20 protein-coding genes and 3 tRNA genes are annotated in these 20,827 nt (G+C 72.1%); 14 read left to right on the top strand and 9 right to left on the bottom strand.

All coding sequences use genetic code 11. The features are described 5' to 3' along the window. Positions 1 to 4 precede the first annotated feature (4 nt). A complete protein-coding gene (locus tag EDD90_RS06050; protein ID WP_123972104.1) occupies positions 5 to 796 on the bottom strand; it encodes a VOC family protein in 792 nt (263 codons plus the stop codon). Between the two features lie 221 nt (positions 797 to 1,017). Here EDD90_RS06050 and EDD90_RS06045 point away from each other — a divergent pair, with 221 nt between their 5' ends. The 5 genes from EDD90_RS06045 to EDD90_RS06025 all read left to right on the top strand — a co-directional run bounded on the left by EDD90_RS06045 (position 1,018) and on the right by EDD90_RS06025 (position 4,066). After that, positions 1,018 to 1,311: a WhiB family transcriptional regulator gene (locus EDD90_RS06045; RefSeq protein ID WP_123972103.1), complete on the top strand. Its 294-nt coding sequence runs from the start codon at positions 1,018 to 1,020 to the stop codon at positions 1,309 to 1,311. A 67-nt stretch (positions 1,312 to 1,378) separates the two neighbouring features. Beyond that, a tRNA-Ala gene (locus EDD90_RS06040) sits at positions 1,379 to 1,449 on the top strand. Positions 1,450 to 1,460: 11 nt separating this feature from the next. Beyond that, positions 1,461 to 1,532: transfer RNA gene (locus EDD90_RS06035), tRNA-Asp, on the top strand. A gap of 27 nt (positions 1,533 to 1,559) precedes the next feature. After that, positions 1,560 to 2,888 (top strand): SDR family oxidoreductase, encoded by a 1,329-nt coding sequence (locus EDD90_RS06030; protein WP_123972102.1) that lies wholly within the window; start codon positions 1,560 to 1,562, stop codon positions 2,886 to 2,888. Next, positions 2,885 to 4,066: a ribonuclease inhibitor gene (locus EDD90_RS06025; protein ID WP_260327662.1), complete on the top strand. Its 1,182-nt coding sequence runs from the start codon at positions 2,885 to 2,887 to the stop codon at positions 4,064 to 4,066. Before EDD90_RS06030 ends, EDD90_RS06025 begins: the two co-directional genes overlap by 4 nt. 3 nt (positions 4,067 to 4,069) lie before the next feature. Here the strand turns inward: EDD90_RS06025 and EDD90_RS06020 are convergent, their stop codons facing one another. Together EDD90_RS06020 and EDD90_RS06015 are read right to left on the bottom strand one after the other, a co-directional pair. Beyond that, entirely contained in the window at positions 4,070 to 5,890 is a 1,821-nt protein-coding gene (locus EDD90_RS06020) for an AAA family ATPase (RefSeq protein ID WP_123972100.1), read from the bottom strand. Then, positions 5,891 to 7,294 carry a DUF2201 family putative metallopeptidase gene (locus EDD90_RS06015; protein WP_123972099.1) on the bottom strand — a complete coding sequence of 468 codons (1,404 nt, stop codon included), beginning with the start codon at positions 7,292 to 7,294 and terminating at the stop codon, positions 5,891 to 5,893. 90 nt (positions 7,295 to 7,384) lie between these two features. Here EDD90_RS06015 and EDD90_RS06010 point away from each other — a divergent pair. Together EDD90_RS06010 and EDD90_RS06005 are read left to right on the top strand one after the other, a co-directional pair. After that, a tRNA-Trp gene (locus EDD90_RS06010) sits at positions 7,385 to 7,460 on the top strand. Between the two features lie 191 nt (positions 7,461 to 7,651). After that, entirely contained in the window at positions 7,652 to 8,275 is a 624-nt protein-coding gene (locus EDD90_RS06005; protein ID WP_123972098.1) for a hypothetical protein, read from the top strand. Here the strand turns inward: EDD90_RS06005 and EDD90_RS06000 are convergent. The 4 genes from EDD90_RS06000 to EDD90_RS05985 form a co-directional block, all read right to left on the bottom strand. Next, the gene (locus EDD90_RS06000; RefSeq protein ID WP_123972097.1) at positions 8,272 to 9,117 is read right to left on the bottom strand and encodes a hypothetical protein; all 846 of its coding nucleotides are present in this window, start codon (positions 9,115 to 9,117) and stop codon (positions 8,272 to 8,274) included. The genes EDD90_RS06005 and EDD90_RS06000 overlap by 4 nt on opposite strands. 190 nt (positions 9,118 to 9,307) lie before the next feature. After that, positions 9,308 to 10,282 (bottom strand): acyl-ACP desaturase, encoded by a 975-nt coding sequence (locus EDD90_RS05995; protein ID WP_123972096.1) that lies wholly within the window; start codon positions 10,280 to 10,282, stop codon positions 9,308 to 9,310. A 227-nt stretch (positions 10,283 to 10,509) separates the two neighbouring features. Continuing rightward, positions 10,510 to 11,286 (bottom strand): dimethylargininase, encoded by a 777-nt coding sequence (ddaH, locus tag EDD90_RS05990; RefSeq protein ID WP_123972095.1) that lies wholly within the window; start codon positions 11,284 to 11,286, stop codon positions 10,510 to 10,512. A 98-nt stretch (positions 11,287 to 11,384) separates the two neighbouring features. Continuing rightward, positions 11,385 to 13,022, bottom strand: a complete 1,638-nt coding sequence (locus EDD90_RS05985) for an ABC-F family ATP-binding cassette domain-containing protein (RefSeq protein WP_123972094.1) — start codon at positions 13,020 to 13,022, stop codon at positions 11,385 to 11,387. A gap of 333 nt (positions 13,023 to 13,355) precedes the next feature. On the opposite strand from EDD90_RS05985, the gene EDD90_RS05980 reads away from it, so the two are divergent. Next, positions 13,356 to 14,198 (top strand): isocitrate lyase/phosphoenolpyruvate mutase family protein, encoded by an 843-nt coding sequence (locus EDD90_RS05980; protein WP_123972093.1) that lies wholly within the window; start codon positions 13,356 to 13,358, stop codon positions 14,196 to 14,198. 19 nt (positions 14,199 to 14,217) lie between these two features. Here the strand turns inward: EDD90_RS05980 and EDD90_RS05975 are convergent, their stop codons facing one another. Continuing rightward, positions 14,218 to 14,634, bottom strand: coding sequence for an SsgA family sporulation/cell division regulator (locus EDD90_RS05975; protein WP_123972092.1), 417 nt, complete (start codon positions 14,632 to 14,634; stop codon positions 14,218 to 14,220). Between the two features lie 237 nt (positions 14,635 to 14,871). Between EDD90_RS05975 and EDD90_RS05970 the strand changes: the two genes are divergently transcribed. The 4 genes from EDD90_RS05970 to mmpA are packed head-to-tail and all read left to right on the top strand — an operon-like array spanning position 14,872 to position 17,270. After that, positions 14,872 to 15,939 carry an oxidoreductase gene (locus tag EDD90_RS05970; RefSeq protein WP_185148956.1) on the top strand — a complete coding sequence of 356 codons (1,068 nt, stop codon included), beginning with the start codon at positions 14,872 to 14,874 and terminating at the stop codon, positions 15,937 to 15,939. Between the two features lie 46 nt (positions 15,940 to 15,985). Then, the gene (locus EDD90_RS05965; RefSeq protein ID WP_123972091.1) at positions 15,986 to 16,318 is read left to right on the top strand and encodes a plasmid stabilization protein; all 333 of its coding nucleotides are present in this window, start codon (positions 15,986 to 15,988) and stop codon (positions 16,316 to 16,318) included. 55 nt (positions 16,319 to 16,373) lie between these two features. Next, positions 16,374 to 17,063 carry an endonuclease V gene (locus EDD90_RS05960; RefSeq protein WP_123972090.1) on the top strand — a complete coding sequence of 230 codons (690 nt, stop codon included), beginning with the start codon at positions 16,374 to 16,376 and terminating at the stop codon, positions 17,061 to 17,063. Between the two features lie 60 nt (positions 17,064 to 17,123). Further along, the gene (mmpA, locus tag EDD90_RS55140) at positions 17,124 to 17,270 is read left to right on the top strand and encodes a morphogenic membrane protein MmpA (protein WP_185148954.1); all 147 of its coding nucleotides are present in this window, start codon (positions 17,124 to 17,126) and stop codon (positions 17,268 to 17,270) included. Between the two features lie 4 nt (positions 17,271 to 17,274). Here the strand turns inward: mmpA and EDD90_RS05955 are convergent, their stop codons facing one another. Continuing rightward, positions 17,275 to 18,450, bottom strand: a complete 1,176-nt coding sequence (locus EDD90_RS05955) for a trans-acting enoyl reductase family protein (RefSeq protein ID WP_123972089.1) — start codon at positions 18,448 to 18,450, stop codon at positions 17,275 to 17,277. Between the two features lie 179 nt (positions 18,451 to 18,629). On the opposite strand from EDD90_RS05955, the gene EDD90_RS05950 reads away from it, so the two are divergent. Further along, positions 18,630 to 19,781, top strand: a complete 1,152-nt coding sequence (locus tag EDD90_RS05950) for a CaiB/BaiF CoA-transferase family protein (RefSeq protein WP_185148952.1) — start codon at positions 18,630 to 18,632, stop codon at positions 19,779 to 19,781. Further along, positions 19,781 to 20,794, top strand: a complete 1,014-nt coding sequence (locus tag EDD90_RS05945) for an LLM class F420-dependent oxidoreductase (RefSeq protein ID WP_123972088.1) — start codon at positions 19,781 to 19,783, stop codon at positions 20,792 to 20,794. The genes EDD90_RS05950 and EDD90_RS05945 overlap by 1 nt, the downstream gene beginning before the upstream one ends. Positions 20,795 to 20,827: the final 33 nt, after the last annotated feature.

Raw genomic sequence — 20,827 nt, 5'->3', positions numbered from 1 at the left:
CGGCTCAACTCTGCTGCGGCTCGCCTCTGATCACCGCGAAGCGGGCGCCGTACGGGTCGGCCAGCTTGGCCATGCGGCCCACGCCTTCCAGCGTCGTGGCCGGCATCCGCACCCTGCCGCCCGTCTGCTGGGCCTTCTCGACCACCGCGTCCGGGTCCTCGACCTCGAAGTACGGCAGCCAGTACGCGCCCGCCTGTGCCTCGGCCGGGTCCTCGGCCAGCGGGACCATCCCGCCGAACATCGACTCGTCGCCGCCGTCCGCCGGGTTGACACAGGTGTAGGTGCCACCGGGGAAGGGGACTCCGGAGGTCTCCAGGCCGAGCACCTTGTGGTAGAAAGCGGCGGCCAACGCGATGTCCGGGGTGTACAGCTCGACCCAGCACAGCGAACCCGGATCGCCCGCCACGTCGACGCCCTTGGTCAGCGCGGGCTGCCAGATACCGAAGGGCACGCCCGCCTGGTCGGCGAGGATCGCCAGACGGCCCTGGCCCATCACGTCCATCGGCTGGGCGAGGACGCTGCCGTGCGCCTGCTCGGCGAGCTTGGCGGTGGCCTGCGCGTCCTCGCTCTGGAAGTACACGCTCCAGGACGGCGGACCCTGCTCGGGGGTGGTCTGCATACCACCGGCGACGGTTTTGCCGTCCAGTTGGAAGAATCCGTAACCGCCGGCGTCGGGCCCCGCCGACTGGAACTGCCAGCCGAAGAGACCGTTGTAGAAGGAGGTGGCGCCGTCGATCTCGGGGGTGCCGAGGTCGATCCAGTTGGGTGCGCCGTTGACGAAACGGGTGGTGAGCATCTTCGCCCTCCTCGGAAGGGGGTCGCGTTCTCTGCTCCGCCGAGTCTTCCACCGCCCGCCGACAATCGCTGCCGTACCACGCGCACCCGCACCGGTTACCGTGGGTTACTGGACGCACCCGCCGTGTTTTGAATCCGTTGCGCGCGCCGCCGTGCGCAGGCGGGGCGCGGACGCGCATCATCGAGACTGCCGTGGTGTGCCGCCGCCGCGTTGAGCAGGCGTTGAGCGAACGTTTTTCGCCGCACGGCACGATCCTGGCCATGTACTTCGACACCATCACCCCGCCCCGCACGCCCGTCCCGGCCTGGCAGGCGCAGGCGCTGTGCGCGCAGACCGGGGCGGACTTCTTCTTTCCCGAGCCCGGCAGCTCGGTACGCGAGGCGAAGCGCATCTGCGGTATGTGCGAGATGCGTTCGGCCTGCCTGGAGTACGCGATGGACAACGACGAACGCTTCGGCGTCTGGGGCGGCCTGTCCGAGAAGGAACGCCTAGAACTCCGGCGCGCGTCCCGCTGAACCACATCCGTCCCGGGAAAACGTGTACGACCGCACGCCCTCACCAGGTTAGGATCCGGGCGCGCGGCCGGACGTAGCGCAGAGGCAGGCGCACGCCTTGGCAAGGCGGACACACCGGTTCGAATCCGGTCGTCCGGGCCGTGTGACGAGGTCCCGTAGAGCAGAGGCAGACTCGCCACCCTGTCAAGGTGGATACGCCGGTTCGAATCCGGCCGGGACCGCGGTACGGCGGACACGGGGCGGGACGGATGAGCGTGGCGATCACCGAGGCGGAACTGGCCGCCTTCCATGAAGTCGTGGGGAAGCTGCGGGCACTGCCTGTCGACGACCCGGTGCGGCTGCGCGCCGAGCAGGTCGCCGCCTCCTTCGCCCGCGACGGACGACTGCGCCGCCGCCGGACGCGCAGCAGCGAGGTGTCCACGGCCGACGCCGCCGCGATGGCCGCGACCGCGACCGGCGCCCTGGACCGCCGCGAGGACGCGCCCCTCGCCGTGCCCGGTGCCGGAGGCGTCTTCCACAAGCCGCGCACCTGCTACGTCTGCAAGTCGCCCTATCGGCAGGTCGACACCTTCTACCACCGACTCTGTCCCGACTGCGCCACCGACAACACCGCCCGCCGGGCCCTGAGCACCGACCTCGGCGGCCGCCGCGTGCTGCTCACCGGCGGCAGAGTGAAGATCGGCTTCCAGCTGGCGCTGATGATGCTGCGCGACGGCGCCGAAGTCCTGCTCACCTCGCGTTTCCCGCATGACACCCGGCGCCGCTTCGAGGCCGCGCCGGGCAGCGCCAAGTGGCTGGACCGCCTCACCGTCCTCGCCGTCGACCTGCGCGACCCGCGCCAAGTGCTGGGACTCTGCGAGGAGTTGCGGCAGGAGGGCGAGCCTCTGGACATCCTCGTCAACAACGCGGCCCAGACCGTACGCCGGCCGCCCGAGTCCTACGCCCTGCTGGCCTCCGGTGAACGCGACGCACTGCCTCCGGGCACCCGGCAGGCCCCCGGATTCACGCCGATGCGCATGCTGGAGAGCGGAGCCGCGTCCCTGCCCGTCGCGCTGCGGGAGGCCGACGAGGCCGGGCTGCTGCCCGACCCCTCGCCCGAGAACTCCTGGTCGGCCCGGCTCGGCGAGCTCGACCCCGCCGAGGTCCTGGAGACCCAGCTCGTCAACGCCCTCGCCCCGGCCCTGCTGTGCGACCGGCTGCTGCCGCTGCTGCTCGCCTCCCCGCACCCCCGCCGCTATGTCGTCAACGTGACCGCAGTCGAGGGCCGGTTCGCCGTCCGCAACAAGATGGCAGGCCATCCGCACACCAACATGGCCAAGGCCGCCCTCAACATGCTCACCCGCACCAGCGCGGCCGAACTCGCCGAGCAGGGCGTCCACATGTGCGCCGTCGACACCGGCTGGATCACCGACGAGAACCCGGCCCCGAAGAAGGCCCGGATGGCCGGTGCCGGCTTCCGCACGCCCCTGGACATCGTTGACGGGGCGGCCCGCGTCTACGACCCGATCGTGCGCGGCGAGGCGGGCGACCCGGTGTCCGGGGTGTTCCTGAAGGACTACCGGGAGGCGGCGTGGTGAGCGCGGACCGACCGTGGGAGACCTTCGCCGGGGTACCGCGCGTCGCCCCGCGCCCGGCCGCCGAACTCGCCCCGCTGCTGGACTGGTTGCGGGCCGGACGCCCGGCCGGGGAGCGGCTGGACTTCACCGCCGGCACCGCCCTGCCCGACGGCCGGCTCGACCTGTGCAAGCAGGGCGTCGGCGCGGCGGGCGCCGCCCTGATCGCCGAGGCGCTGGCCGAAGGCCCCGCTCCGGTACGGCACCTGCTGCTCGGCACGGACGCGCTGGGTGACGAGGGCGCCGAAGCCGTGGCCGGTTCCGGCGCCGAGGTGGAGACGCTCTACCTCGGCTGCAACGGCATCACGGCGGGCGGCGCCTGCCGGATCGCCGACCAGTTGCGCGCCTCACCGCAGGTCGTCACCGGCGTCTGGCTCAAGCGCAACCCGCTGGGCGGCGGGGGCGGCCGGGCGGCCGCCGAACTGATCGAATCCGCCCGCTCCCTGCGCACCCTCGACCTCGTCCAGACCGGGCTGGACCCGGCCGGAGCGGCTGTCCTGGCCGACGCGCTGCTGGCGGCGGCCGGCAACGGGCGCCGTATCGAGCGGCTCTTCGCCGGCGGCAACCCGCTGGGCGAGGCCGGTGCGCGGGCGCTGGCGGCCGTGGTCGCCCAGGGAGCGGTCGATGAACTGTACGTGTCCGCCGCGCGGTTGGGTGACGAGGGCGCGCTGTTGCTGGCCGACGCGCTGGACCGGGCGCCGTACGGGCACCTCGCCCGGCTGTCCGTCGCCAGCAACGGCATCGGGCCGTCGGCCGCCGCCCGCCTGGTGACAGCGGCGGCCTCGGCGGGCGTCACCCTGCTCGACCTCGGGAGGGTCCGCGCGGCGGCCGTGCTCGCGGCGCCCGACAACCGGGTGGACCTGGCCGCGGCCGACGCCATCGGCCGGGCCCTCGCCGGTGCCGAACACCGCCTCGCTCATCTCGTCCTGACCCACACCGGCATGCGCAGCCGCGAGGCCCACCGCCTCCTCGACCACGCGGCCGACGCCGCAACCGCTACCCGTTACCGCCTCGGCACCGGCATCGCCGCCAGCGTCAAGCGCCGCCTGGCCGATCTCAGCGCCCACATCCCGGCACCGGCGGTCCCGGCCGATGTGGCCGCCGTACGCAGTGTTCACCGGACGGCACCGCAGGAGCCCTGACGGTCAGCGCCTGCGGGTCTCCATGAACACCTCCGACCAGTACCGCTGCTGCCGCTCCGAGGCCCCCACCAGGTAGGTCGCGCGCAGCTTGGCGGGGAGCAGCGACACCAGCCGGATCACCACCGCCCGATGCCTCTTCAGCTGGGACAGCTCGGCGTTGGCGAGGATCTGGTGGACCACGTCGCTGTCGTCACCGCCCTCGTCGGACAGCGCGGCCGCCCGGCGCAGCCGGGTCTCCCAGGCGTCGACGTCCCGGGCCAGCTCGCGCAGACCGGTGACGGGGCGCCCCTTGAAGCGGTCGATCAGGGCGGTCAGCGGCACCGGCGCGTACTCGCCGTCGCCGAGGTAGACCGTGCCCATCTCCAGCGGCAGCCCCTTGCGGTGCAGCTTGATCAGCCGCTCCAGGGTCCGCTTGGTGATCCAGGCGCGTCCCTCGTCGTCGATGTCGTGCTTCCACCACTCCAGGACCGTCTCGGCGTCCCGGCCGTACTTCGCGAGCAGCCACTCGTTGGCCGGGATGTCCTCGGGATCGACCGTGAGCGAGGCCGTGAAACGGGTCGCCTGGGCGATGTTGTTCCGCGACACCAGCAGCTTGCGGCCCAGGTGGTACGGCGGGTTCTGCACGGCTATCTGCGCCCTCAGGTGCTCGATCCGCCGCCCCGCCAGCGACCACTCCTGGGTGACCTCCATCAGCTTGGCGAACGCGGCCTTGTCCTTGGGCCGGTTGTACTCGTCCCAGACGATCGCCTTGGGCTCCGGACCCGTGAAGGGCGCGGCCAGCAGGTTGTCCAGGGTGCCGTCCGGGGAGGGGACCGGCGCGCACAGGTCCTCGACGTTCGTCACCGGCAGGGAGAAGTAGAGCGGGTCCCGGCCGAGGCCTTCGCGCAGGGTCTCCCGCACCAGCTCCGTCTTGCCGCAGCCCGGCGGTCCCTGGAGCAGCACCGTCCAGCGGTTGCGCAGGGCCGCCCGCACCACCTGCCGCACCGGGTCCGCGATCGTCGCCGGATTGGCCACACCGATGCTCGCGGCGATCCGGTCGAGAATCTCGGCCGTGCGGTTCTGGCCCGGTCTGCCGTCCGGGCCCGGTTCGGCGAGCCGCAGCCGCTGGCCGTCGACCAGAGGCAGGCCCCAGCGCAACGGCAAGCCCTCGCGCGCGTTGGCCAGGACGTGGTCGATGGTGCGCGGGGAGAGCAGTTCGCGCAGGGCGGGGGAGAGCGACGCCCACAGGGAGAACACCGGACGCAGGTCCCACGGGCGGTACCTGGCCGCGAGATGCCGGCGCCAGGAGGTGTCGTTCGCCGTGATCCGCATCGTCACCATGCGGTCTAGGAGCGCCAGATCCCCACGGCGCGCCGAGGTCTCCGTCAGTGACTCGTTGTCGGTGAGGAACACGCCGACGCAGCCCAGGGCGCGCAGATCGTGCTCGCCCAGCGACCAGTTGCAGGCGATCTGCATCAGCTGCGACTGGATCGTGTCGCCCGCCTGCAGTGAGTCGTCGATGAGCAGCACGAACGGCCGGCCCGGCCTGAGCCGGCTCATCACCAGCTGGCGCAGCACCAGTTCACCCGTGCGCGGGTCCCTGACCGGCGCGTTGACCAGCAGGTCGTCCGGGGTCAGGTTCGCCGCCGGCACGTACACCAGTGTGGTGTCCGGGTGGGCGCGGGCGATGTGCGAGAAGAACGTCGCCGTCTTTCCGATGCCGTGCTCGCCGAAGATCTGCCCCGTCTGCCCCATGTCGATCATCGCGTCGATGAAGGACTCCAGCCGGGACGCCTCCGCCGGTTTCCCGCCCTCGGTGGTTGTGGTCTCTGCCTCTGTGGTCATCTACCGCGATCCTGTGGTGACGCGATGGCAGTCCATCGCGGGTGTGTGCGTATCGGGCCAGTCGTTGCCGCCGTCCGTTATCAGCCAGATCCACTTCTCCGGCTCGGCCGGTGTGATCGGCGGTGCGTAGCCGTCGGTCAGGACGACGACCGCGTCCGGGGTCACCTCGCAGCGCCGGCCCGCCACCTCGGTACGGCCCTCCACGTAGTCCGCGACCACCTGGAAGCTGGTGCCACCACCGCCGTACACCCTCTCGCCGGGCCGGAACGGCATCACCACGGCGTCGAAGGACAGCCAGTGCGCCTCCACCCCGTCGATCCGGCCGACCAGCCGGGTGAGCCAGTCGATCACCTGGTCCGGCATCGACCCCGAGGTGTCGTAGGCGATGACGAGCACCTTGTCCCGCACCGGGCCGTGCCGCGCGAGCATCGGGTCCTGTCCCAGGGCGGCGAGCAGGGCGCCGCGCTTCTTCGGGTACACCAGGCGCTCGCCGTCGCGCAGCCGGGAACCCAGCACGTCGACCAGCCAGCGCTGCCACCAGTCGACGGTCCGGGTGCGGGTGGTCTCGCCGCGCAGCACCCCCGCGCCCAGGTTTCCCCAGAGCTTCGCGGCCCGCGCCGAACCCTCCTCCGTACGGCTCATGAGGTCGAGCAGCTCACGCTCGGCGCCCGCGTGTCCGCGCCGGGCCGCCAGCAGGGAGTTGAGCAGTGCGGACGAGGTCACCGCGTCGACCGTCTCCTGGTCGGCGGGGACCAGGCCGGCCACCAGATGCGGGCACAGCGGCGGTGGCACCGGCGGATCGCACATGCGCTTCAGCTCGCCGTAGATCCGCATGTCCGTCTCGATGAACACCTCGAAGGCGAGTGGCTCCAGGCCGTGCGCGGTCAGGTCCTGCCGGTAGGCGTCGTGCACCCGGCGCGGATCGACGCCCGTCGGCCGGCCGTCCAGCAGGGGCAGCGCCTCGCGGCCGAGGCGGACCAGGGCCACATGGTTGATGGCGACCTCGGCGGCCAGCATGAACACCGGGTCCTCGCGCAGCTCGGCGTCGGCCAGGAGATGGCGGTGCACCAGATGCCGGGCCTCGTGGAACAGCACGAACTTCACGCCGTCCAGGCCGAGTGCGACGAAAAAGTCCGGGTTGTACAGCAGCAGACAGGTGCCGTCGCCCGACGCCACCACGGCCGCCGTGTCCACCGCCGTCGTCGGGATCTGGTGCGGGCACTTCGAGTACAGCCACGAGGCCACCGCGGACTCGGTCAGCCCGAAGTCCAGCAGCGCGGCCTCCTTCAGCCGCCGCGCCTCGGCCACCACCGCCGGATCCGCCGGCCGGTATGCCTCAAGTGCCTTGCGATCGGACAGATCGGCCACCAGAGGGCGTGGCCGCCCCCGCTCTCCGTACGCCATGTGCAGTCCCCCGCCGCGCGGTTCCCCCAGTGCTTCATTGGTACCAGCCGGCACTGACAACGGGCCAAGGCATTACGATCTGCCGCAAGGGCGGGGCCGTAGCGCAGAGGCAGGCGCACCGGTCTCCAGAACCAGAACACGCCGGTTCGAATCCGGCCGCCCCGCCCCCCTGAGAGACAGCCCCGGAGCCGCGGGGGTATGGCGGTTGCCGGCCCAGGCCGCCGGCGTCGAAACCCGGCACACGTCCGTCTTCCCACTCCAGGAGCCCCGGAGCCGTGTCGCAGGCGGAAGGCATGCGGGCGGCTCGTTCACGGGGCACGCTGGAAGAAGAGCGACGTGGCGATGGGAGGAGCTCCCATGGGACACACGGAACAGCGGTCCGCCACCACGACCCGGGCCGAGAAGCCCGTCAGCACCGGGGGTGTCTTCTTCTCCTTCGCCCCGTGGATCATCTTCGGTGTCGTCGCCGCCCCCAGCACCTGGCAGTACGCGGCACTGGCCGCGCTGATCGCCGCGGTCGTGCTCTCCGGCAGGGACATGCTCCGGGGCCGGTACTTCCTCCTCGACATGGTCGGCATCGTGTTCTTCGCCGTGCTCTGCGTGCTCGCGCTCGCCCTGCACCGCCATGAACTGATCTGGCTGGAGACGTATGCCCAGGTCGTCTCCAACACGGTGGTGGCCGTCGTGGCCCTCGGCTCCCTGCTCTCCGACCCCTTCACCGCGCAGTACGCCCGCCAGTCGGTACCGCGCGAGTTCTGGGCCTCGCCCGTCTTCGCACACGTCAACAAGGTGCTGACCGTGGCCTGGGGCGTGGTCTTCGCGCTGATGGCCCTGTCCACCTGGCTGGCCATCAGGCTGCCGGGGCAGAGCGACTGGTTCAACTGGGTCGTCCCCGTCGCCCTGCTGGTCTGGGCGGTGAAGTTCACCGAGCGCTATCCGGAGCAGTACAAGCAGCGGGCCGCCCGGCAACGGGTCGCCTAGGCGATCGCCCCCGCTGTCACGACCAGTTCCCCCACCGTGCCGTGGAAGGTGCCGATCAGCTGGGCCAGCACCGCCCAGGCCTCCTCGCGGTCGCCCAGGTGATCTCGGACCAGGGGGCGCAGGGCGGCTTCCGCCTCGGCCGACCGGCTCGGGAACATCACGTGTCCCATCGACAGCACCTTCAGCACGTCCAGGGCGGGGCCGTGATCCAAGGCGTACTCGGCGGGGCCGTCCAGGATTCCCGCCTGGCGGACCCGGAAGTCGAACTTGCGGTGGGTGCCGAACTGGGCGCGCAGCGAGGGCGGACAGTCCGGGCGGATCGAGAGGGCCCAACGGACGTAACCGGGCAGGGAGTTCTCGCGGTCCGCCTCGGCGACGGTCTGCCAGTGCTCGCGCCGGTAGACCATGGAGGTGGCCTCCCGCGCGGCGGCCATGGAGGCCGACTCGCGCAGGGCCGGGACCAGCCCGATGCGGGCGACCCGGTCCGGGACCTGCGGTGCCTCGTAGTCGTCACGCAGGACCGGGTCGACCTCCACCGCGAGCAGCCGGCCAGGGCCGAACGGCACCCCGTCCAGGATGGCCCGCCGCAGCGCAGTGTCCCGGTCGGGAAGGAGGCGCCAGACGACGGCGTTGAGATCCGGGTCGTCCTCCTGGAGCATCCACAGCACCACGGAGGACGGCAACGCCGGCAGGCTCCAGGGGAGTCTGCGCCGGGCCTCTCGGAGGTCCTCCGGCGCCGGGAGGGGCAGGCCGACACGCGCGCGTACCCGGTCGGCGTCCGCGGAGTCGATCAGGTCCAGCAGGAAGCCGACCGCCCGGTCGGAGGTGTTGTCAGCACGCATGCGCGCATGATGCCGCAGGCCACCGACAGGGCGCACGGAAAATCCGCACGCCCCGGTACGCCCCGGCTGAGGGAACCGGTCTCGGAGCGCCCCCGCCGGGGCAGTGCGCCCCGGCACGCCCCGCGCGAGGGTGCGTTTCAGAGCGCCCCACAGCGTGCGCGTTACTCGCAGCGCCCCGTCGCGCGGTCCGTCAGGCGCCGGCGCGCGCCGCCATCCGTGCCTTGCGCGCGGCCAGTTTCTCGTCGAACTTCGACGCCTCCGCGTTGAGCCCGCCCATGAACAGCCCGAGTTCCTCCTGCGCCTGCAGACCCTCCGGGCCGAGGCCGTCGATCTCCAGGACCTTCAGGTGGCGCAGCACCGGCTGCAGCACGTCGTCGTGGTGGATGCGCAGATTGTAGACCTCGCCGATCGCCATCTGCGCGGCGGCCCGCTCGAAGCCGGGGATGCCGTGACCGGGCATGCGGAAGTCGACCACGACGTCCCGCACCGCCTGCATGGTCAGGTCGGGGGCGAGCTCGAAGGCCGCCTTGAGCAGGTTCCGGTAGAAGACCATGTGCAGGTTCTCGTCGGTCGCGATGCGCGACAGCATGCGGTCGCAGACCGGATCGCCGGACTGGTGGCCGGTGTTGCGGTGCGAGATGCGGGTCGCGAGCTCCTGGAAGGCGACGTAGGCGACCGAGTGCAGCATCGAGTGCCGGTTGTCGGACTCGAAGCCCTCGCTCATGTGCGACATCCGGAACGCCTCGAGCTTGTCCGGGTCGACCGCGCGGGAGGCGAGCAGGTAGTCGCGCATCACGATGCCGTGCCGGCCCTCTTCCGCGGTCCAGCGGTGCACCCAGGTGCCCCAGGCGCCGTCGCGGCCGAACAGCGAGGCGATCTCGTGGTGGTAGCTGGGCAGGTTGTCCTCGGTGAGGAGGTTCACCACCAGGGCGATCCGGCCGATCTCGGTGACCTTGGACTGCTCTTTGCCCCAGGCCTCGCCGTCCTCGAAGAAGCCGGGGAAGTTACGGGCGTCCGTCCAGGGCACGTACTCGTGCGGCATCCAGTCCTTGGCGACCTTGAGGTGGCGGTTCAGCTCCTGCTCGACCACTTCCTCCAGGGCGTACAGCAGCCGGGCGTCGGTCCAGGCGGACGAGCTGCCGAGATGGGGAGAAGTGATCGTCACGAGAACTCCAGGGGGACGCCGAACAGGGGGCTGTGAACGGGAGAAGGCCGGCGAGCGGTGCCGGAACCTACGTGATCGTAGGCTACGAATCCGTAGGTTACGAAGCCGTAGGTTAAGTGCGCTGTAAACACTGCTGATCAGGTACCGTGCGCAAGGCGAATCGGGACATGTCAAACAGTCATGGGACCCGCAGGTCCGGGGGCCGACCGGGTGAACCGGTCACCCGGTCAGACGTAGAGCTCCCGCAGCCGCACCGAGAGGCACGTCACACATCCCTCGAGCTTCTCGAACTCGGAGATGTCCACCGTGACCACCTCGTGGCCGAGATCGGCCAGCAGCTCCGCGGTCTTCGGGGCGCTCGCGGACATCAGCAGCTTGCCGCCGCCGAGCAGCACCACATGGGCGCCGGCGTCCTCGGGCACCGCCAGGAAGCCCGGGAACAGCGAGGGTCGGTCCACGTTCGGTATGTGCCCCAGAACCGTTCCGTCGGGAAGCGCGGTGACCGCCGACTTCAGGTGCAGCACCTTGCTCACCGGTACGGCGACCACGCGCGCGCCGAGCGGCTCGAACGCGGCCCGCAGCTGCTGCACCCCGGCCGCGTTGGTGCGCCCGCCCCGGCCGACGTAGATGGTGTCGCCGGCCTTCAGGACGTCACCGCCGTCCAGAGTGCCGGGCTCCCAGATCCAGTTCACCGAGCAGCCGAGGCGGGCCACCGCCTCCTCGACCCCGGCGGTCTCCGCACGCCGAGCCTCGGCGCCGGGCCGGGTGATCAGCGCCACGTTCTTGTACATGACGACCGTGTCCTCGACGAACACCGAGTCCGGGCAGTCGTCCTCGGGGTCGACCTCGATGGTCTCCCAGCCGTGCGTGCGCAGGCTCTCCGCGTACGCCTCCCACTGCTCCTGGGCGAGCTCGACGTCGACCTTCTCCCGCTCGATGTGCGTCACCAGGCCTTCGGCGAGGCGCGGGCTGGGGCGGCGGATGAGGGCCTTCTTGCTGGGCACGACAGGTCTCCGGGGTCGGGGGCGCGGTCCGGCGCCCGTTGTGGGGGCCCCGGACCGCCATCATGCAGGGCGGGCCGGTGCCGACAAAACCCCCGTTGTCAGGCTGTGCCCTCCCCGAGACGTGCCACCTCCTCCGGTGTGGTGCCGGTCAGCTCCCCGTCGGCCATCAGCAGCCACCGGGTGATCCCGATCGACTCCAGGAACGGCAGATCGTGACTGGCCACGATCAGGGCACCTTCGTACGACTCCAGGGCCGAGGTCAGCTGCCGCACGCTGGCCATGTCGAGGTTGTTCGTCGGCTCGTCCAGCATCAGCAGCTGTGGGGCGGGCTCGGCCAGCAGCAGCGCGGCGAGGGCCGCCCGGAAGCGTTCGCCGCCGGAGAGCGTGGCCGCCTTCTGGTCGGCGCGGGCGCCCCGGAAGAGGAAGCGGGCCAGCCGCGCCCGGACCCGGTTGTTGGTGGCGCCCGGCGCGAACCGGGCCACGTTCTCGGCGACGGACAGCTCCCCGTCGAGCACGTCCAGCCGCTGCGGCAGGAAACGCAACGGCACGTGCGTGTGAGCCGCCCCCGCGACCGGCGCCAGCTCCCCGGCGATCGTCCGCAGCAGCGTCGTCTTGCCCGAGCCGTTGCGCCCGATCAGCGCGATCCGCTCCGGCCCGCGCAGATCGACGATCCCCTTGACGTGTGAACCGTGGGCCAGTTCCAGGTTCTCCAGCGTGAGCACGTTCCGGCCCGGCGGCACGGCCGTGAACGGCAGCTCCACGCGGATCTCGTCGTCGTCCCGGACCGCCTCCACCGCCTCGTCCAGCCGTTCCCTCGCCTCGGCGAGCCGCTCCTCGTGCATGATGCGGTGCTTGCCCGCGGACTCCTGTGCCGCACGCCTGCGCGCCCCCATGACGATCTTCGGCTCGCGCTTCTGCTCGAACATCTTCTGCCCGTACCGCTTGCGCCGGGCCAGCTTGACCTGGGCGTCGGACAGTTCGCGCTTCTGCTTGCGGACATCGGACTCGGCGACCCGCACCATCCGCTCGGCCGCCTCCTGTTCGACGGCGAGGGCCTCCTCGTACGCCGAGAAGGTGCCGCCGTACCAGGTGACCTCCCCGGCGCGCAGATCGGCGATCTGGTCGACCAGGTCGAGGAGTTCGCGGTCGTGGCTGACCACGATCAGCACGCCCGGCCAGGACTCGACGGCCGCGTACAGCCGCCTGCGGGCGTACAGGTCGAGGTTGTTGGTGGGTTCGTCGAGCAGCAGCACGTCCGGCCGCCTCAGGAGCAGCGCGGCCAGCCGCAGCAGTACCGACTCGCCGCCGGAGACCTCGCCGACGGTCCGGTCCAGACCGATGTGGCCGAGGCCGAGTTCGCCGAGGGTGACCAGGGCGCGCTCCTCGACGTCCCAGTCGTCGCCGACCGTCTCGAAGTGCGCCTCCGACACGTCTCCCGCCTCGATGGCGTGCAGCGCGGCCCGCCGGGCGGCGATACCGAGTGCCTCGTCGACGCGCAGCGCGGTGTCCAGGGTGACGTTCTGCGGGAGGTGACCGACCTCGCCGGCGACCTTCACGGTGCCGTCGGCGGGGACGAGTTCACCGGCGACGATTTTCAACAGGGTGGATTTCCCCGATCCGTTGACGCCGACCAGGCCGGTGCGACCGGGGCCGAAGGCGACGTCGAGGCCCTCGAAGACGGGGGAGCCGTCGGGCCAGGCGAAGGACAGGGACGTACAGGTGACGGAAGAAGACATAAGGCGCCTCGCGGTTGCTTGCGGTGTCGGGGGGGGCAAACGCGTGTCGAGACACCACGAGGCAGCCGAAAGGGCCAGGAGAGATCCTGCGCCGGGGGGACGGCTCACACGCCGAGGTCGTACGCCACGGACACACCTCATGGGTGTGGCGCGGTGTCTCAGGACCTCAGACGAGCAACGTCCTTCTCCAATCGGCGACAACAGGACGTGGAACACCGTACGAGGGGGTTCGGCGAGGCGTCAACGCATTAAAAGCGGGGTCCGGCCGGAGCCCCACATGCATGTCGGATTCCTGCCAGTCACCGCCCCGCTCCGGCTGGTTGAGTCGTCCCCATGACGAACCACGACACCCTTCGCGACCGTGCCCTCGCCTTCCGCGCCCTGCACATCCCCGGCACCCCGCTGGTCCTCCCGAACGCCTGGGACGTCACCAGCGCCCGTATCGTCGAGGACGCGGGCGCCGCCGCCGTCGCGACCACCAGCGCGGGACTGTCCTGGGCGCTCGGCTCGGCGGACGGGGACCGGCTGGACCGCGACCGGGCGCTCGCCGCCGTCGCACGTATCGCCGAAGTCGTCGAGGTACCGGTGAGCGCGGACGTCGAGACGGGCTACGGCAAGGACCCGGCGGCCGTCGGCGACACGATGCGCGCCGTGATCGAGGCAGGCGCGGTCGGGGTGAACATCGAGGACGCCCTGTACGAGGCCGGAACGGGACCGCTGCGTCCCGTCGCCGAACAGGCCGGCCGGATCAGCGCCGCCCGTGAGGCCGCCGATGCCGCGGGGGTGCCGGTTTTCGTCAACGCCCGGATCGACACCTTCCTGAGGGGTGCCGGGGGAGTGGACCTCACGCTGGAGCGGGCCGCCGCCTTCCTCGCCGCGGGCGCCGACGGGATCTTCGTCCCCGGGGCCGTCGACCCGAAGACCGTCGAACTCCTCGCCGAGGGGATCGACGCGCCGCTGAACGTGATGGCCGGCCCCGGCGCACCGCCGGTCGCGGAGCTGGCCTCGCTGGGCGTGGCCCGGGTGAGCGTCGGCTCGGCCGTCGCCCAGGCCGTCCACGCCGCGACCCGCCTCGCCGCACAGGAGCTGCTGGGTGCGGGGACGTACGACACGCTGGCGGGTGGCCTCGAATTCGGGGAGCTCAACCAGTTGATGGCCGGCCGCCGGAACATCTGAGCGGCGCGGGGGCGGGCGCCTAGCAGGCGTCGCGCATGAGCTCCGTCAGGTCGTGATCCAGATCCAGCTGGAGGTGTTCGAGGCCGACGGGCACCAGAGCGCCGGTCGCCTCCAGGAACCGGCGTATCTCACCGGTCAGCACATGGATGACGGCGGTGCCCTCGGGGGCGTGGAACTCCAGCACGGTCCGGTCGTAGCCGTACGGCCGCACCCGCACGTCCCCCTTGCCCTCCGGGGCGTGCAGGCCGGCCTCCAGCAGTTCCCGGGAGAACGTCCAGCAGACGTCGACGCCCTCCAGGGTGGCCGGGGCCGGGAAGGTCATACGGACGGCGAACGGGTCCTCGCGGTCGTAGCACAGGGTGGCGGGAATGCTCGGCATGCGCGGCGACGCCGCGACCAGGCGGGCCTCTACGGGCTGCTCTATGACGGTGGACAACGCCTTGCTCCCTCGTGATGGCTGTACGAATTTCCTGGCGTGTGAGACCTGGTACTGGAAGAGACGACGGAAGTCGCCGATCCGTGCACATGAAGAGCGGGTGACGTGTGTCACCGGAGGTATTCACACCATCGGCTTACTTCTGGTGGGACCGGTGGGCCCTCTGGACGCCACCGGGGGAGTGGGCTAGCTTCGCGCGCCATGAGGCGCTTGGGGAGCACGCGACGGGCAGGACGAATGGGACGTACAAGCCGCGTGGTGGCCGTGGGGGTGGCGTGCGGGGCGGCACTGGGGGCGCTGACCGTCGGCTCCGCACGGGCCGCGGCACAGGCACCGCACTGGGCACTCAAGGACACCGGCACGCCGGACGTGCGCTTCCGCGGCCTGGCCGCCGTCGACCGCGACACCGCCTGGCTGGCCGGTACCGCCGGTACCGTGCTGCGCACCACGGACGGCGGGACGAGCTGGCGGAACGTCTCCCCGCCGGGCGCGGGCGAACTGCAGTTCCGGGACGTCGAGGCGTTCGACGCGCGCCGCGCGGTGGTGCTGGCCATCGGCGAGGGCGAGGCGTCCCGCGTCTACCGCACCGACGACGGCGGGACGACCTGGACCGAGTCCTTCCGCAACACCGACCCGGCCGCGTTCTACGACTGCATGGCCTTCTTCGACCGCCGTCACGGCCTCGCCATGAGCGACCCGGTCGACGGGAAGTTCCGCATCCTGTCCACGAGTGACGGCGGCCGCTCCTGGCGGGTGCTGCCGGACACCGGCATGCCGCCCGCCCTGGAGGGCGAGGCGGGCTTCGCCGCGAGCGGCCAGTGCCTGGTCACCTCGGGGCCGAAGGACGCCTGGCTCGCCACCGGCGGCGGCGCGCACGCGCGCGTGCTGCACTCCACCGACCGCGGCCGCACCTGGACCGCCGCCGATACACCGATCCCGGCGGGCGACCCCGCCAAGGGCGTCTTCGCCCTCGCCTTCCGCGACCGCACCCACGGCCTCGCGGTCGGCGGCGACTACCGCGCCGACCAGCCCTCGCCGCAGGCGGCCGCGCTCACCCCCGACGGCGGCCGCAGCTGGCAGCCCGCCACGACCCCGCCGCCCGCCTACCGCTCCGGAGCCGCCTGGCTCCCGCACAGCCGCAGCACCGCCCTCGCCGTCGGCCCCACCGGCACCGACCTGACCACCGACGGCGGCCGTACCTGGCGGACCGTCGACACCGGCTCGTACGACACCGTGGCCTGCACACCCGACCTCAGCTGCTGGGCGGCCGGCGAGCAGGGGCGGGCGGCACGCCTGGAGCACTGACCCGCGGGTACCCGACGGCCGCACACCCACGAAGGGAGCGGTGGTCATGCCACGCGGATCCAGTCCCAAGCGGGAACGCCAGTACGAGCACATCAAGGACAGCGCGCTCGACCGGGGAGAGAGCGAGGCGCGCGCCGAGGAGATCGCCGCCCGGACCGTCAACAAGGAACGCGCCCGCTCCGGCGAGTCGAAGACCGCCAGTCGTACGTCGATCCAGGACATGCCGTCCGGTCGGCGAGGCGGCAAACGGTCCCACAGCGGTGCTCAGGGCCCGACCTACGACCAGCTCTACGAGGAGGCCAGGCAGCGCGGCATCCAGGGCCGCTCGGACATGAACAAGGCCCAGCTGCAACGTGCCCTGGACGACAGGAAGAGCTGACCCGGTCACTCGGCCGCGCCACGCGCGCGTGGCGAGCCGTACGCTCGGGGCCACCATGACGACCGTATGCGTACCCGCGGGCTGGCCCGCGACCGAGGAACAGGCCCTGGCCGTGCAGGACGAGCTGCGGGGGCGGGTGATCCTTGACGAGCCGGGTCCGGCGCCCGGCACCGGGCATGTCACGGGCGTCGACGTGGCCTACGACGACGAGCGGGACCTGGTCGCGGCGGCGGCCGTCGTGCTGGACGCGGCGAGCCTGGAGGTCGTCGCCGAGGCGACCGCCGTCGGTCGGGTCTCCTTCCCGTACGTGCCGGGACTGCTCGCCTTCCGCGAGATCCCCACCGTACGGGCCGCCCTGGACGCCCTGCCCTGCCCGCCGGGCCTGGTGGTCTGCGACGGCTACGGCCTCGCCCACCCGCGTCGCTTCGGCCTCGCCAGTCACCTCGGAGTCCTCACCGGCCTGCCCACGATCGGCGTCGCGAAGAACCCCTTCGCCTTCACGTACGACGACCCGGACGCCCCGCGCGGCAGCCACGCACCGCTGCTCGCCGGCGCCGAGGAGGTCGGCCGCGCCCTGCGCACCCGGCACGGCGTCAAGCCGGTGTTCGTCTCCGTCGGCCACCGGGTGAGCCTGGACAACGCCTGCGCCCACACCCTCGCGCTCACCCCGAAGTACCGGCTGCCGGAGACCACCCGCCGCGCGGACGCCCTGTGCCGCGCCGCGCTGCGTGAAGCTCAGGCCTGAGTAGCGATTCTGAGTACGAGTACGGATGCCGCCGTTACAGTCCGGCGGCAGGCTTGCCGCATGACCACACACCGTGCCTCCGAGTCCGTTGCCGCCTCCGCCCAGCCCGTCGAGCGCACGGTGACGGCCGCGCTGGTCCTCGCCGTGGTGGTGGGGTCCGGGTGGGTGGCCGGGATGCTCTACACCGTGATCCAGTGGCAGTCCTAGGCGGTCAGCGGATCGCCGCCACCCGGAACCCGATCCCGGCCGCGCGCAGCCGCTCGGTCAGCGCGTCGCCCATCGCCTGGGCCGTGGTGACCTGGCCGGCCGTCGGCGGCAGGTCGTCGAAGGCCAGCGACAGCGCCGACTCGGCGAACATCTTCGCCGTCTCGCCGTAGCCGGGGTCGCCGCCCGAGACCTCCGTGAACACGCGCCGTCCGCCGCCCTCGCCGACGAACCGGACCGTGAACCAGCTGCGGGCCCGCTTCTCCGCGCTCGGCCCGTCCCCGGGCTTCAGACGGTCCGACAGCCAGCGCCGGGCGGGCGGCACCTGGGCGGCCGCGGCCACCGCGGCGACGGCCGCGACCCCGCCGAGCGCGACCGGCAGACGGTCGACGGCCGCGTAGTGCCGGTAGCGGAAGTCGGGGCCGTAGTGGTCCAGCGCCTTCGCCGAACGGCGCACGATCTGCGCGTCGATCGTGGGCAGCGGCAGCGCCCAGGCGCCGACCTCGGGCGCGAAACGCGGGGCGCCCGTCGGAGCGCTCGCCCGCCGGCTCATCAGCCGGGGCTCGTGCCGGGCGCGGTCCCGGGCGGCGGCGAACATCTGCCGGGGGCGCGCGAACTGGTCCAGCGCGGAGGCGAAGGTGCCGCCGGAGAAGGTCGCGTCGGCGGTCACGAAGCCGTCCACGGTCAGCGGTACGCCCTCCGGCAGCTGCCGGACCGTGAAGTAGGCGCCCAGGTCGTGCGGGATCGAGTCGAAGCCGCACGCGTGCACCAGGCGGGCGCCCGTCTCACGCGCGCGTGCGTCGTGCCGCACGTACGTCAGGTCCACGAACTCGGGCTCACCGCACAGGTCCAGATAGTCCGCCCCGGTGTCCGCGCAGGCCGCGACCAGGTCCTCGCCGTAACGGCCGTAGGGGCCGACCGTCGTGGCCACCACGCGCGCGTGCTCGGCAAGGGCGCGGACCGTGGCGGGCTCCGCGACGTCGGCGCGCAGCAGCCCGACCTCCGCGCCGCCCGGCAGCCGCTCGCGCAGCTCTTCGAGCCTGCGCGCGTCCCGGGCCGCGATCGCCCAGCGCAGGCCCTCGGGAGCGTGCTCGGCGAGGTACTCGGCGGTGAGCGCGCCGACGAAGCCGGTGGCTCCGAAAAGCACGATGTCGTACGGACGGTCCGTTCTCAGCCTGCTCATGACACCTCTCGGTCCTGCAACCCGCGCCGTTGTCGGTGGCTGAGGCTAGCGTGAGGAGTGCGGACGCACCCCCACCGGGTATCTTGACTAAGCGCTTGCTCGTCTACTCTTGTGTCCAGTGGAACGTGTTCTTAACATCGTTGGTGTTACATCAGTTGTGTCACATGACTGGGGGCGGCATGACCACGGCAGGGACGCCAGGACACGGCCCGCTCTCCGGTGTGCGCGTGGTCGAGCTGGCCGGTATCGGACCGGGCCCGTTCGCCGCGATGCTCCTCGCCGACCTGGGCGCCGACGTGGTCCGCGTCGACCGGCCCGGCGGCCACGGACTCGCGATCGACCCGGCGTACGACGTCACCAACCGCAACAAGCGCTCCGTGCTCGTCGACCTGAAGTCCCCGGACGGTCCCGCCCGCGTCCTCGACCTCGCCGAACGCGCCGACATCCTGATCGAGGGCTACCGCCCCGGCGTCGCCGAGCGCCTCGGCGTCGGCCCCGAGGACTGCCACGCCCGCAACCCCCGCCTGGTCTACGGCCGGATGACCGGCTGGGGCCAGGAGGGGCCCCTCGCGCACCGCGCAGGCCACGACATCGCCTACATCGCCCTCACCGGCACCCTCGGCATGATCGGCCGCCCCGACGAACCCCCGGCCGTCCCCGCCAACCTCCTCGGGGACTACGCGGGCGGCTCCCTCTACCTCGTCGTCGGCGTCCTCGCCGCGCTCCACCACGCGCGCGCGACCGGCACCGGCCAGGTCGTGGACGCCGCCATCGTGGACGGCACCGCGCACCTGGCCGCGATGATCCACGGCATGGTCGCCGCAGGCGGCTGGCACGACCGGCGCGCCGCCAACCTGCTGGACGGCGGCTGTCCGTACTACGGCACCTACGAGACCGCCGACGGCGGCTACATGGCGGTCGGCGCCCTGGAGCCGCAGTTCTACGCAGAGTTCCTTCAGCTGCTGGGCGACCTCGACGACCTGGCCGACGCCCGCAAGGACTGGACCCGCTGGGGCGAGCTGCGCGAGCGGGTCGCTGCCCGCTTCAAGTCCCGCACCCGGGCCGAGTGGACGGCCGTCTTCGAGGGCTCCGACGCCTGCGTGGCCCCTGTGCTGTCCCTCCGGGAGGCCCCGCACCACCCCCATCTGGCCGCCCGCGGCACCTTCACCGACCACGGCGGCATCACCCAGCCCGCCCCCGCCCCCCGCTTCTCCGCGACCCCCACGGCCGTGCGCACCGCCCCCGCGCAGCCGGGCGCGGACACCACCGGCGTGGCCCGCGACTGGGACGTACCCGCACTGCTCGACGACCACGACAAGGACCCCACCTGATGGAGCTCTCCACCTTCCTCGACTACGCGGGCGACCCGCGGGCCGCGGCCGACCGGGCGGCCGCACTGGAACCGGCGGGCCTCGACGCGGTCTGGGTCGCCGAGGCCTACGGCTTCGACTCGCCCACCCTCATGGGCTACCTGGCCGCCCGTACCGAGCGGATGAAGATCGGCTCCGCGATCCTCAACGTCTACTCCCGCACCCCCGCCCTGATCGCCCAGACGGCCGCCGGTCTCGACATGGTCTCCGGCGGCCGCGCGATCATCGGGCTGGGCGCCTCCGGCCCGCAGGTCGTCGAGGGCTGGCACGGGAAGGCGTACGACAAGCCGCTCGGCCGTACCCGCGAGACGATCGAGCTGACCCGGCGCATCCTGCGCCGCGAGGTCATCGACCACCACGGCATCACCGACATGCCCCGCCCCGGCGGCCTCGGCAAGCCCCTGAAGATCCTCACCAAGCCGGTGCGCGCCGAGGTCCCGCTCTACGTCGCCTCGCTGGGCCCGGCCAACGTCCGGATGACCGCCGAGATCGCCGACGGCTGGCTGCCCATCTTCTTCATCCCCGAGCGGGCCCATGAGGTCTGGGGGACCCCGCTGGCGGAGGGCGCCGCCCGCCGTGACCCGGCCCTCGGACCGCTGGGGATCGTCGCGGGCGGCCCGCTCGCCATCGGCGACGACGCGGCCGCCGCCCGCGACCTGGTCCGCCCCAAGATCGCCCTGTACGTCGGAGGCATGGGCGCCCCCGGCAAGAACTTCTACAACGACCTCGCCGTCGCCTACGGCTACGAGAAGGAGGCCCGGCTCATCCAGGAGCTGTACCTCTCCGGCCGCAAGAAGGAGGCCGAGGCGGCCGTACCCGACGAGTTCTGCGAGCTCATATCCCTGTGCGGCCCCGAGGGCTACGTCCGCGACCGCATCGAGGCCTACCGCGAGGCTGGCGTGACCATGCTCGACATCACCCCCGTCGGCCCGGACCCGGCCCGCCTGGTCGAGACCGTCAAGAACTGGCTCTGACCCCCTACCGCGTAAAAACCCTCGTTGAAAGGC

This window comes from Streptomyces sp. Ag109_O5-1, from assembly GCF_003814875.1.
Lineage (GTDB): Bacteria > Actinomycetota > Actinomycetes > Streptomycetales > Streptomycetaceae > Streptomyces > Streptomyces sasae.
Note: the sequence above shows the minus strand (reverse complement) of the source record. Positions and strands in the feature narration are given on the sequence as shown.